Origin of the sequence: Methylobacterium sp. GXF4 (assembly GCF_000272495.1) — a bacterium.
GTDB lineage: Bacteria > Pseudomonadota > Alphaproteobacteria > Rhizobiales > Beijerinckiaceae > Methylobacterium > Methylobacterium brachiatum.
This window is the reverse complement of sequence record NZ_AKFK01000108.1, coordinates 22,782-34,943: the sequence shown is the minus strand read 5'-3', so window position 1 is coordinate 34,943 and position 12,162 is coordinate 22,782. Positions and strand designations below refer to the sequence as shown.

The window sequence follows — 12,162 nt, the reverse complement described above, 5'->3', positions numbered from 1 at the left end:
CCTCTGCTGAACCCGGGCTCCCCTCTCCCGACCCGGCCTGACGGCCGGCCCACCCTCCCCCGCAGAGGGGGGAGGGAGATGCGCTTGGGGCTAGCCGCGGCCCGTATCCGGCAGCGATGTGTGAGACCGGTCGCGCAGGGACGGGCGGGATGGCGCGTGTCATAGATCGACAGGACACGCTGTCAAGCGTGAGGCAATCCGAAGCGCGCTGCCTGGGGACCAATGCCGGGACATGCGCCCCGGCCTGGACGCCTCTACAGAGCGCCCTGCGGCAGCTTGAAGCTGCCGGTCAGGCCCGGGCCGCCGAGCAGGCCGCTGCTGGCGCCGTTCTGGGCCTGGGCGCGGGCCTGCGCCTCCATCTTGGTCGCCTGGGCCGCGACGCCGCAGATCTTGGTGCGGATGCCGCTGACCTTGAGGTGGTCGGCCTTGAAGCCCTCGGCGAAGGAATCCGGGATCGAGCACCATTCCTTGTTGGTGGCGATCCACTTCATGCCTTCGGCCCCGTTGGACTGGAGCTTGCCGAACAGCGCGCAGGCTTCCTGGGGCGTCATCTTCTTCTTGCTGTTCGACGCGGCGTTGGCGCGGGAGACCAGCGCCTTGCGCTCGGCCAGGGTCTTCTGGATCGTCCCGCATTCCGGGGCCGCGCCCTGCGCGAAGGCCGCCGTGCCGAACAGCAGGCCGCCGACGAGCGCCGCCGCCCCCAGACTCAAGCTCCCGTATGCCATCCTGCGACTCCCTCAGACGCCTGCCGGAACCCGCGCACCGCCGGCCCCACTCCGTTCCCTTGGGTTCTCCATAGGAATGTGGCGTCAATCGAGCGGCAAACCGGCGAGGCCATGCTGGTGTGGGGGAAGCGCCAAAAACCGGCCTTCGTAACCTTTTCGCAACAGGTTTGCGGGTTGCCGGGGGCTTCGGCCCGCGTTGACAGTACCGCCGGCGCGCGCGACCACCCGGCCATGCCGGCCTACGACTTCACCGCCCCGCGTCTCCATGTCGAATCGGATCTCGCCGCCGGCGTGGTCCTGCCGCTCGACCGGGCCCAGGCGAATTACCTGCTCAACGTCCTGCGCCGGGGTCCCGACGATCCGGTTCTGGTGTTCAACGGGCGGGACGGAGAGTGGCGCGCGCACCTCGTGCAGACCGGCCGGAAGGGCGCCGATCTCCACGTCTCCGAGCGCACCCGCGCCCAGACGCCGCGCGCCGACCTGCACTACCTGTTCGCGCCCCTGAAGAGTGCGCGGCTCGATTATCTCGCCCAGAAGGCGGTCGAGATGGGCGCCGGGACGATCCGCCCGGTCATCACCCGGTACACGCAGGGCGAGCGGATCAACATGGACCGCCTGCGCGCCAACGCCGTCGAGGCCGCCGAGCAATGCGGCATCCTGGCGATCCCCGATTGTCCGGAGCCGGAGAAGCTCGGCCCGGCGCTCGCGGGTCTCGCGCCCGAGCGGCTGCTCGTGTTCTGCGACGAGGACGCCCCCGTCAGCGACCCGGTCCGCGCCCTGCGCGAGGCCGCCGATCCCGCGCAGCCGCCGCCCCTCGCCGTCTTGGTCGGGCCGGAGGGCGGCTTCTCGGACGACGAGCGCGCGGCGATCCGGGCGCGGCCGAACACGGTCGCGCTGTCGCTCGGGCCGCGGATCCTGCGGGCCGACACGGCGGCGGTCGCGGTGCTGACCCTGGTCCAGGCGGTGCTCGGCGACGCGCGCTGACGCAAAGGCCGGCCGGAGCGTGTGTGCCGGCGCACATGAGAGCGGCGGGCCACGGGATTGTTCCGCCGAAGCGGGGTGAACAGGGGCCCCGGTCCACGGCGCCGCGTTGTCGGTTCCCGAAGCCTCGATTATGTCCCGAACCGGACGCCGCCCGCTCCGTGCTCTCGAAGCCGGCGCGGGCGTCCGTCCGGTCTCCGCTCGCGGGACGGGGTTGAACCGGACGGACTCGTCGGAGCATTCCGGTGCGCTCCCGTCCCGGGCGTATGGTTCACAGGCACGGGCAGGCAGCGCATGGCGCGCGACAGCAACGACACCACGCCGCTCACCACGCGCGCCGAACTGATCGAGTGGTTCGCCGCCGGCGAGAAGCCGCGCGCGCGATTCGCCATCGGCACGGAGCACGAGAAGATCCCGTTCTATCGGGAGAGCCGCGAGCCGGTGCCCTATGACGGCGAGCGCGGCATCCGCGCGCTGCTGGAAGGGCTCGCCCGGGAGACGGGTTGGGAGCCGATCCTCGATCTCGGCAACATCATCGGTCTCTCGGCCGAGGAGGGCGGCGCGATCTCGATCGAGCCGGGCGGGCAGTTCGAGCTTTCCGGCGCGGCGCTGCCGGATGTGCACGCCACCGCTTCCGAGCTCGCCGCCCATCTGGCGGCGACCAAGCGCGCGGCCGATCCGCTCGATATCGGCTTCCTGACGCTCGGCATGAGCCCGCGCTGGCGCCGGGACGAGACCCCGGTCATGCCCAAGAGCCGCTACAAGATCATGGCCGGCTACATGCCGAAGGTCGGCGCCCTCGGCCTCGACATGATGCTGCGCACCGCCACCGTGCAGGTGAATCTCGACTTCGCCTCCGAGCCCGACATGGTGCGCAAGATGCGCGCCTCCCTGGCGCTTCAGCCGGTGGCGACCGCCCTGTTCGCCAATTCGCCCTTCACCGACGGGCGGCCGAACGGCTTCCTGTCCCGCCGCTCCGAGATCTGGCGCGACACCGATCCCCACCGCACCGGCATGCTGCCCTTCGCGTTCGAATCCGGGTTCGGCTACGAGGCCTATGTCGACTGGCTGCTCGACATGCCGATGTATTTCGTCAAGCGCGGCGACATCTACCACGACGTCTCCGGCGCCTCGTTCCGCGACCTGATGGCCGGCAAGCTGGCGCAGCTCCCGGGCGAGTACGCCACGGTCGCCGACTGGGCCAACCACGCCTCCACGGCCTTCCCGGAGGTGCGGCTCAAGCGCTTCCTGGAGATGCGCGGCGCCGATGTCGGCGATCCCGGCATGATCGCGGCCCAGGCGGCGTTCTGGGCCGGGCTGCTCTACGACGAAGCGGCGCTGGACGCCGCCCTGGATCTCGTGAAGGGCTGGAGCCCGGCCAACCGCGAGGCCGCCCGCGCCACCGCGCCGCGCCTCGGCCTCGCCGCCCCGGTGGCCAACACCACCCTCGGCGCGGTCGCCGCCGAGGCGCTCGCCATCGCCCGCGCCGGCCTGCGCGCCCGCGACCGCCGCGATGCCGAGGGCCGCGACGAGACGGTCTACCTCCAGCCGCTCGAGGCGATCGTCACCGCGGGGCGCACCCGGGCGGACGATCTGCTCGCCGATTACGAGGGCCGCTGGAGCGCCTGTGTGCGCCCGGCCTTCACGGAATGCGTGTTCTGAACCGCCGATCCTGAGCGTCGTGCGGCCGCACACCGGCGCCTGGAACGAAGTGCGATACCTGAATGTTCACACGCCGATCGTTCAGCGCGTGGAGGAGGTGTCCATGTCCCGCATCACCACATCCGTCGTCGCCGGCGCCTCGGCCTTGGCCATGATCGCCGGTTCGTTCACCGCAGCCGAGGCTGCGCCGCTGCCGGCTCAGACCGCCGTGCAGGTCGGCGGCCCGACCACCCAGATCGACACGGTCGGCTGGCGGCGCGGCTATTACGGCGGCTACGGCTACCGCCGCGGCTATGGCGGCCGGGTCGCCGGCGCAGTCGCGGCCGGTGCCGCCCTCGGCATCATCGGCGGTGCCCTGGCAGCCAGCGCGGCGCCCCGCTACGGCTATTACGGTGGCGGCTACGGCTACCCGGCCTATGGCTACGCCCCGGTCGGCGGTTACGCCTATCCGGCTTACGGCTACGCCCCGGCCTACGGCTATTACGATTACGGCTGGTAAGCCCTGATCCAATCGGCTTGAAGACGCCCGGTCTCCGCGAGGCCGGGCGTTTTTGTTTGCCGGCTCGCGCACGCGACCCACCGCACGTTAAACGTGCGCCGCAAGCTTCGAACAAGGCCCGCAAGGCTTATCGGTTTTCGGCCATAAGATCGGATCCCTCCGAGGCCGAATCCCTTGTCGAGGAGTCCGTGCCATGATCCGCTTCACCGCCGCTCTCGCGGCCGGCCTGGTCTCCGCCGTGACCGCCGGTGGCGTCTGCTCCGCGGCCGATCTGGGCCCGTATCGCGCCCCGCAGGCCGCCCCGGTCGGGCGCTCGGCCGTCGTCGCCGGTGCGCGGGTCGTCCGGCCGGAATACAGCTATTACGGCGAGTACGGCTATCCGGTGCCGTTCGGCTACGGCTACGCCTACGCGCCGACCCCGGGCCGCAACATGGAATACGGCTATTACGGCCCGACCTATTATGTGTTCGCGCCGGACACCTATCGCGGCCCGATCTTCGGCTATCACGAGTGGTAGGGACGCCGGCCCTGGAGCCATACATTTGCTGGATGATGCGGCGGAGTGCGTCGAGCTCGACCTCACGGGGCTGAAATGCCCGCTGCCGGTGCTGCGCACGCGCAAGGCCCTGCGCGCCCTCGGGGCCGGGCGCGTCCTGGTGGTGACCTGCACCGATCCGATGGCGATGATCGACATCCCGAACATGGTGCGCGAGGAGGGCGCCGCGCTCGATTCGGCCGAGCGGGACGGGGATCGCCTGCGCTTCCGCATGAGGGCCTCCGCGAAGCCGCCGCATTCCTGAGCGATCCGTCGCGTTCCCTAGGTTGAGGCGGAGACGGCATGGCACCACGGATCGGGGGCGTGCGCCTCGTGCACGAGGGGTGGGCCCGGTACCTCGTGGCCGAGGTGATGCAGGACGACGGCACGCGCATCACCCGCGAAATGGAAGATCACGGGCGGGCCGTCGCGGTTCTGCCCTACGACCCGGTCCGGCGGGTCGCGACGCTGGTCTCGCAGTTCCGGGCGCCGGTACTCTATTCGGGCGGCCCGCCGAGCCATGTCGAGGTGCCGGCAGGCCTCCTCGACGACGGCGCCCCGGAGGACGAGGTCCGGCGCGAGGCCGTCGAGGAGACGGGGCTGCGGCTCGGCGACCTCGACCTCGTGGCGAGCGCCTGGACGATGCCGGGCATCTCGACCGAGCGGATGGACCTGTTCCTGGCCGCCTACGGCGAATCCGATCGCATGGGCGCGGGCGGTGGCCTGGCCGCCGAGGGCGAGGCGGTCGCCATCCACGAGATCCCGCTGTCGGAACTGGTGGCGATGAGCCGCCGCGGCGCGCTCACCGACATGAAGTCGCTGCTGCTGCTGTTCGCGCTGCAATTGCGGCGGCCGGAGCTGTTTGCGTAGGGTGCCTGCAACGCCCTGACGTGACGGATGCGGGCGTGGACGGGCTCAGGCCGGCGCAACGGCCGCCGCCCCGGCCATCAATCCCGCCGCCCCGAAGCCCGGTCCCGCGCGGCGATGCCGATGAAGCGCCAGGATTCGATGAAGTAGCGGCGGAACAGCCGTCGCGGCGCGCAGAGGAAGCGGAAGACCCATTCGAGGCCCAGCCGCTGCATCAGCCACGGGGCGCGGGGCACGTAGCCCGCCGCGACCGAGAGCGCTTCGCCCACGCAGAACACCACCGGGTTGCCGAGCGCGCGGCCCTGGCGATCGACCCAGATCTCCGATTTCGGCGCGCCGACGCCCATCACCAGCAGGGTCGTGCCGTGGGTGCGAATCCGCTCGGCGAGGGCCCGTCCGTAGGATGCGTCGTCCTCGAAGCCGAAGGGCGGGACCGCACTCGCCACGGCGCCGTCCGGGAGGCCGGCGGCCTGGAGGCGCGTGGTCAGCGTGTCGGCGGCATCCTGCCGGGCAGCGACGAAGAACACCCGGCGGGCGAAGGGCGGCGGGTCGGCCAGCACGCAGGCCAGGAGGTCGTGGCCGGTGATCCGCTCGGCCGGCCGCCCGCTCGTCGCCCGGGCGAGCCAGACCAGCGGCATGCCGTCGAGGGTCCGGGCGGCGGCACGGGCGTAGGCGTCGCGGAAATCCGCATCCTCGGCGAGCTGGACGATGTGGTCGACATTGGCGGTGACGATCGTCCGGGGGCCGACCGCGTGATGCGCCGCGACCGCCGCGACGATCGCCGGCGCCGAGCCGGTGTGGAAGCTGTAGCCGAACAGCGTGACGGTCGTGGACGGGTCCGACGCCCCGCGACCGGGCGATGCGGAACGGTCCGGCACGGCCCGGTCTTGCCATGCCGCCTCTGGATCTGCCGGGCCCGGAGCCTCGACATCACGCATCGGCGGCCCGGAAGCTCGTTCCGGGCCGGGCGGCCGCGCGGCGGAACCGGCGGCGGTCGCTGTCGGCGCCGAGCGCCAACGCGATGGCGCCGCCGAGCAGCAGGCCGAGCACCAGAGCCACCGGCAGCACGATCTTCGGCGAGGGCGGGAAGGTCCGCTGCCGGGCCGGGGTCGCCTCCGAGATGATCCGGACGTTGGTGGTGTTGAGCCGCTCCTGCTCGCTCGCCTCGCGGGCGCGCTTCAGATAGGCCTCGTAGACCCCGCGGCGGGCATCGAGCGTCCGCTCCAGCTCGCGCAGGCCGACATAGGCGCGGTCGCTGCTCACCGTCTCGTTCTTGACCCGGTCGAGATTGGCCCGGATCGCCGCCTCGCTGGCCGCGGCCCGGTCGTAATCCTTCTGGGTCGTGTCGATGATCCGCTCCTTCTCGCGCTGGATCAGGCGCTGGAGGTCGCGCTGCTGGGCGTATTGCTCGGCCATGGCCGGGTGGCGCTCGCCGAGCCGGGTGGCGAGCTCGGCGGTGTTGCGCGAGAGCGTGGCGTATTGCTGCCGCAGCGCCTGCATCTCCAGGGATTGCAGCATCTCGGGCAGGGCGGTGCTCGGATCCGAGGTACGCATCTTGCGGGCCTGGTCCAGGCGCGACTTCGCCTCGGCGGTCTTGATCGAGGCGGTGACGAGCTGCTGGTTCAGGTCGCCGAGCTGCTGGTCGGTGAGCAGCCGGCCGCTCGCGGCCACGAGCTTGTGGGCCTCGCGGTAGCGCACCACCTCGCCCTCGGCCTGCTCGACGTCGCGCTTGAGGCTGCCGAGCCGTCCGGTGAGGGCGTCGAAGGCGCGCCGGGCGGTCTCGGTGCGGGCCGCTGCCTCCTCGGCGAAGTAGGCGGCCCCGATCGCGTTGGCGATCCGGGCGGCCTTCTCGGGATCGCGCGACTGGACCGAGACGTCGATCACGAAGGTCCGCTCGGCCCGGCGCACGCTGAGCTTGGTCTGGAGCGTGTCGAGGGCGATGTTGACCGGGTCGCGGCTCGCCGCCGGCGGCACCATGCCGAGCGCACCCTTGATCCAGGCGAGCGTCGGGTTGTTGCCGTCCGGCATCACGAACTCGTCGTCCTGGTCGAGATGCAGCGTGGCGATGACCCGGCGCAGGACGTTGTCGGACTGGATCACCCGGACCTGGCTCTCGGCGATCGACACGCCGCTATCGGCCTGGGGCTGGCGCGCGTTGACGTCGTTCTCGACCACCCGGAGATCGCTGGGATCGACCAGCACCTGGATGGACGAGGTGTAGCGCGGCGGGATCAGGCCGAGCAGCGCCACCGCGGCCGCCACCATGAACAGGGCGCCGAGCACGATGAAGCCGCTGCCCCGCCACAGGCGGCGCAGGATCACGCGCGCCTCCGTGCGCGGCTCGGCGGGTTGCGGCAGCACCATGCGGACGGGCTGCTCACCGCTCATGCGTGTCGAGAAGTCGAACATGCGCCTCGCTCCTGACCGACCGTGAGGCGGTCCGTGCCGCCTTGAACCGCCATCCGGCTCCCGTCCCCTTTCCGGTCACCCGCGTGCCGTTCCGGGACGAGACCTCGGCCGAGGCGATGTCGTCCCGTCACTGCAGCAATCAGCATACCGAACCAGTACTCTCGCCTTGAAGCGCAACCTGCAGCAGGCTTCGTGTAGATATCGCATACCCAACTAGAACGCTCTGTCACGTTTTTGTGGCGCCAACAGGCCCGTAATTGTTGGGGACTACGTAAACGGATTCACGCGACGATCACGGCCTCCGGTGCCGCGTAGGCCGCTGGATCCCCGGCCAGGAACGCCTGGAAACGTGCCCGGTCCTCGGCCGCGCCGGCATTCCAGCGCGCCACGTTCCCGCGGCTCGCGGCCGCCGCCCGGGCCAGCCCGCCCCCGACGATCCAGTCCATCAGCGCCGACGCGGCCGCCTCGGGCGCCTCCGGCCGGATCATCAGACCGGAGGCGCCCAGCACCTCGCGGAACACCGGCGCATCCGGGGCCGCCACAGGCAGTCCGCCATGCTGGACCTCGAGGAGCGGCAGGCCGAGCCCCTCCGCCTTCGAGGTCGAGAGCAGGAGGTGGCAGGAGCCGGCGAGATCCCGCAGCGCCGCGTCGGCCAGGTAGCCGTGGCGGTGCAGGAAGGGCGGCGGGTCGTCCAGGAAGGCGTGACGGCCCCAGCCGACCCGCCCGACCAGGTGAAGCTCCGCCGGCACCCCCGCGCGGTTGAGCGCCTCGACCAGGGCCAGGGAGGCCGGATAATCCTTGCGCGGCTCGATCGTGCCGATCGCCAGCATCCGGATCGGCGCGCCCGGGACGTAGGCGGCCGGCCCCGGCAGGTCACCGAGGTTGAAGGCGTCGCGCACGGACGGGCGCAGCAGGGCGACCCGGGCCCTCGGCGCGCAGACGGCCCGCACCGCCGTGCCGGTGGTGCGGCTGTTGACGAACAGGTTCGGGCACCAGCGCAGGGCGCTGGCGAAGCTCGGGCTCATGTAGAGCCGGCTTTTTAGGCTCAGATCCTCCGGCCGGTCGAGCAGGAAGGTGTCGTGGACGTAGAGGAGGCAGCGCGCCGCCGCGACCGCGCAGAGCGGCCCCGGCGGAAAGCCCGGGAACAGGAACAGCGCGTCCCGGTCGGCGAGCGCGCGCAGCGGCAGCCCGAGCTGCTGCTGGCCGATCATCCCCGGCAGCGAGCCGCTGCTGACCGCCCGGACCTCGTGGGGCGCCAGCCGCTCCGGGGCGAACAGGTCCAGGGTGATCCGCTCGATCCCGGTGACGTGCGCGCGCAGATGGGTCTGGTCGAGATAGATCCGCTTGGGGCCCGGTTTCACGGGACGCTCCGCCGCAGGGTGCCGGCGAGGTAGAGGCAGCGGCGCACGAACAGGGGCATGCGCCGGCCGAGCACCATCTGCTTGGCGCGCCGCAGCCGGCGTACCAGCGGCCGCGAAGGCGCCGGCACGGTGCCGGTCGCGCCCGTCTGGCGCTCGGCCGCGAACGGGAAATGGCCGAGCATCGCCGGGGCGAAGGCCAGCCGCGCGGCGCCGGGCAGCAGATTCCGCGCCCGGACGATCGCGTCGAGCGACAGCGCGGCGGCGGCGGGGCTGTGGCGGCTCTCCAGGGCGATCCTGGCGAAGGCGCCGAGCCGCGCCCGGGCCCCGGCATCGTCCACCAGCTCGGCCAGGGCCCGGGCCAGGGCGCCGGGCTTCACCGGAACGAGCCGGCCGGACACGCCGTCGATCACCGCGGAGGTCAGCCCGGAGGTGCGGTAGGCCAGCGTCGGCACGCCGCACAGACCGGCCTCGATCGGGGTCTGGCCGAGGGTCTCGTGGCGGCTCGCGGTGACGTGGAGGTCGCAGGCGCCGTACCAGGCGGCCAGGGTATCCTCGTCGGCGATCAGCCCCGGGGCGAACAGGTTCGGCAGGCCGAGCCGGGCCGGATCGTCGAGCCGGCCGATCGCGACGACGCCGACCCCCGGCCGGGCCACCGCCTGGAGCGCGGCACGCAGATCCGAGAAACCCTTGTCGGGCCCGTCGATGATCACGGCCGAGATCAGGATCAGCACGTCGCCCGCCGGCAGGCCGAGCCGGCGGCGCAGGGCGGCGCGGTCGCCGGGCCGGAAGGTCGCGGTCGGGAAGGCCAGCTGGATCCGCTCGGCCACCGCGCCGGGCGGCGCGAGTTCCCGGGCCCGGGCCAGGGTCCAGTCGGAATTGGCGAGCAGCCAGGGCCCGGCCGGTTCGGCCAGCACCGCGCGCTTGCGGGCGTGCATGCCGGCGATCCGCCCGGGGGCGAGCTGCGGGTACTCGTCCGGTCCGGGACAGGCGGCGTCGCAGCCGGTGGCGGCGCGGGTGCAGTCGCGCGGATGGCAGCAACGGCCGGTGAGCGGGAACAGGTCGTGCAGCACCAGAGCCGTCGGGCCGCTGCGGGCCAGCCGCCCGACCACGTCGAGGCTGCGGGTGGCGCCGTGCAGGTTGCCGGCCAGCACGAGGTCGGGCGCGGCGGCCGCGATCGCCGCCTCGGCCCGCGGGAACCGGTCGGTCCATTCCGCGGCCTCCGGCCGGTCGCTCAGCGCGATGCCGGTTACGCGGTGGCCGGCGAGCGCCAGCGCCTCGGCGAGCCGCCTCTGGGCGACGCCGGCGCCGCCCTGGGTGCCGGTGCCGGTCAGCGAGACAATCGCCAGGCCGCCGGATCGCGCGGCCGGCGCCTCGTTCACGCGTTGCAGCAGCACCGGGCGGCCGATGCGTCGGCGCATGGCAGGCGGGAGGGCCGACCAGGCGGCCGAGGCGTGCAGATCACCGTCGGCGTCGAGCACGGCATGGCGGTGGAGCGCCGCGTGCATCCACAGCACCGCGCCGCCGGGGAACGGCACCCCGTCCGAAGCCTCCATCCCGGGGATGTCGAGTTCCAGGACTGAATCGGCGAACAGGACCCGCAGGCCCGCGACCGCCGCCGCGCCGGTCAGGGCGGCCTCCAGGGCCAGGGCGGTGAGCGCCCCCGGCGCGAGGAGATCGCCCGGGCGGAGCCACAGCAGGGCGTCGCAGCCGGGCTCGGCCAGGAGCGTTTCGATGCGGGCACGCCCGAACCCGGGCGGCACGAGGTCGTGCCGGAGCTCCGCGTAATCCTGACGCAGGACCGAGGCGGCGGTCGCCTTCGCGTCGATGCCGGGATCCGCCAGGGTGACGACGCGGATCCGCGGCCAGGGCCGCCCGTCGGGCAGGGCGGCCGGCCGCCCCGGTCCGGCGGCGGCGGGGCCGAACGGCCAGCCGGCGACGCCGTGGGCGGGCGGTGAGGAAGCGGCGTCGGTCAAGGGCGGTTCGCGCGTCGGGCGGGGCGGGCAGTCTGGCCGCGAAGGGTGAAGATTGCCTCTCGGACCGCGCGCGCCATCAACCGTCCACACGGATCCGGGCGGGGCCGGCCTCGATGCGGCCGATCCGGGCCGCGGCGGCGTAGCCGGCCGCCCGGATGCGCGCCAGGATCGCCTCCGCCTGGGGCTCGTCGCAGGTCACCAGCAGGCCGCCGGAGGTCTGCGGGTCGGTGAGCAGGTGGCGGCGCCAATCGGGATAGCCCGCGGGCAGGTCGATCTCGGCGCCGAACGCGTTCCAGTTGCGGTGCGAGGCCCCGGTGACGAAGCCCGCCTGCACCAGAGCCTCGGCCCGGGGCAGGAACGGCAGGGCGCCGGCCTCGAGGGCGAAGGTCAGGCCGGCGCCGCGGGCGATCTCGAGCCCGTGGCCCAGGATGCCGAAGCCGGTCACGTCGGTCATCGCATGGACCGCCGGCTCGGCGGCGAGTTCGATCCCGACCGTGTTGAGCCGGGTGGTGGTGGCGATGAAGTCGCGATAGTCGGCCGCGTCCAGGGCCTCGCGCTTGATCGCCGCGGAATAGACCCCGACGCCGAGCGGCTTGGTCAGGATCACCGCGTCGCTGGCCCGCGCGTCGGCGTTGCGCCGCACCGCCTCCCGACGGCAGGTGCCGATCACCGCGAGCCCGTAGATCGGCTCCGGCGTATCGATCGAATGGCCGCCGGCCACCGGGATCCCGGCCTCGGCGCATGTCTCGGCGCCGCCGCGCAGGATCCGGGCAACCACGTCGGGCTCGATCTTGCCCACCGGCATGCCCAGGATCGCCAGGGCGAAGATCGGCCGTCCGCCCATGGCGTAGACGTCCGAGATCGCGTTGGTGGCGGCGATCCGCCCGAACTCGACCGGGTCGTCCACCATCGGGGTGAAGAAGTCGGTGGTGGCGATCACGCAGGTGCCGTCGTCGAGCGCCCAGACCGCGGCGTCGTCGGAGGTCTCGTTGCCGACGAGCAGCCGCTCGAACGGGCCGGCGGCCGGCTGCTCGGCCAGCAGCCGGCGCAGGATCGCCGGATCGAGCTTGCAGCCGCAGCCGCCGCCATGGGCGAGACTGGTCAGACGGGGGGACTCGGTCATGCGGAACTCCGGGCCAAGGCCGCCGAG

12 protein-coding genes are annotated in these 12,162 nt (G+C 72.7%); 6 read left to right on the top strand and 6 right to left on the bottom strand.

The annotated features are described in order from the left end of the window. Positions 1 to 254: 254 nt before the first annotated feature. A complete protein-coding gene (locus WYO_RS28240) occupies positions 255 to 725 on the bottom strand; it encodes a hypothetical protein (protein ID WP_007569233.1) in 471 nt (156 codons plus the stop codon). 231 nt (positions 726 to 956) lie between these two features. On the opposite strand from WYO_RS28240, the gene WYO_RS28235 reads away from it, so the two are divergent. The 6 genes from WYO_RS28235 (at position 957) to WYO_RS28210 (ending at position 5,272) form a co-directional block, all read left to right on the top strand. Then, positions 957 to 1,709 (top strand): 16S rRNA (uracil(1498)-N(3))-methyltransferase, encoded by a 753-nt coding sequence (locus tag WYO_RS28235; protein WP_007569232.1) that lies wholly within the window; start codon positions 957 to 959, stop codon positions 1,707 to 1,709. Positions 1,710 to 2,000: 291 nt separating this feature from the next. Next, positions 2,001 to 3,368: a glutamate--cysteine ligase gene (locus WYO_RS28230; protein ID WP_007569231.1), complete on the top strand. Its 1,368-nt coding sequence runs from the start codon at positions 2,001 to 2,003 to the stop codon at positions 3,366 to 3,368. A 103-nt stretch (positions 3,369 to 3,471) separates the two neighbouring features. Continuing rightward, positions 3,472 to 3,867, top strand: coding sequence for a hypothetical protein (locus WYO_RS28225; RefSeq protein ID WP_007569230.1), 396 nt, complete (start codon positions 3,472 to 3,474; stop codon positions 3,865 to 3,867). Positions 3,868 to 4,060: 193 nt separating this feature from the next. Continuing rightward, positions 4,061 to 4,384 carry a hypothetical protein gene (locus WYO_RS28220; RefSeq protein ID WP_007569229.1) on the top strand — a complete coding sequence of 108 codons (324 nt, stop codon included), beginning with the start codon at positions 4,061 to 4,063 and terminating at the stop codon, positions 4,382 to 4,384. Positions 4,385 to 4,409: 25 nt separating this feature from the next. Continuing rightward, complete coding sequence (locus WYO_RS28215; RefSeq protein WP_007569228.1) at positions 4,410 to 4,667, top strand: sulfurtransferase TusA family protein; 258 nt, start codon at positions 4,410 to 4,412, stop codon at positions 4,665 to 4,667. A 38-nt stretch (positions 4,668 to 4,705) separates the two neighbouring features. After that, complete coding sequence (locus WYO_RS28210; RefSeq protein ID WP_007569227.1) at positions 4,706 to 5,272, top strand: NUDIX hydrolase; 567 nt, start codon at positions 4,706 to 4,708, stop codon at positions 5,270 to 5,272. A gap of 77 nt (positions 5,273 to 5,349) precedes the next feature. On the opposite strand, the gene WYO_RS28205 is transcribed toward WYO_RS28210, so the two are convergent. The 5 genes from WYO_RS28205 to selD form a co-directional block, all read right to left on the bottom strand. Continuing rightward, complete coding sequence (locus WYO_RS28205) at positions 5,350 to 6,147, bottom strand: WecB/TagA/CpsF family glycosyltransferase (RefSeq protein ID WP_039904600.1); 798 nt, start codon at positions 6,145 to 6,147, stop codon at positions 5,350 to 5,352. Positions 6,148 to 6,199: 52 nt separating this feature from the next. Beyond that, positions 6,200 to 7,678, bottom strand: coding sequence for a GumC family protein (locus tag WYO_RS28200; RefSeq protein ID WP_007569223.1), 1,479 nt, complete (start codon positions 7,676 to 7,678; stop codon positions 6,200 to 6,202). A 281-nt stretch (positions 7,679 to 7,959) separates the two neighbouring features. Further along, positions 7,960 to 9,039: a glycosyltransferase gene (locus WYO_RS28195; RefSeq protein WP_007569221.1), complete on the bottom strand. Its 1,080-nt coding sequence runs from the start codon at positions 9,037 to 9,039 to the stop codon at positions 7,960 to 7,962. Then, positions 9,036 to 11,012: a glycosyltransferase gene (locus WYO_RS28190; protein WP_007569219.1), complete on the bottom strand. Its 1,977-nt coding sequence runs from the start codon at positions 11,010 to 11,012 to the stop codon at positions 9,036 to 9,038. Before WYO_RS28190 ends, WYO_RS28195 begins: the two co-directional genes overlap by 4 nt. Before the next feature lie 76 nt (positions 11,013 to 11,088). Then, positions 11,089 to 12,135, bottom strand: coding sequence for a selenide, water dikinase SelD (selD, locus tag WYO_RS28185; RefSeq protein WP_007569218.1), 1,047 nt, complete (start codon positions 12,133 to 12,135; stop codon positions 11,089 to 11,091). Positions 12,136 to 12,162 lie beyond the last annotated feature (27 nt).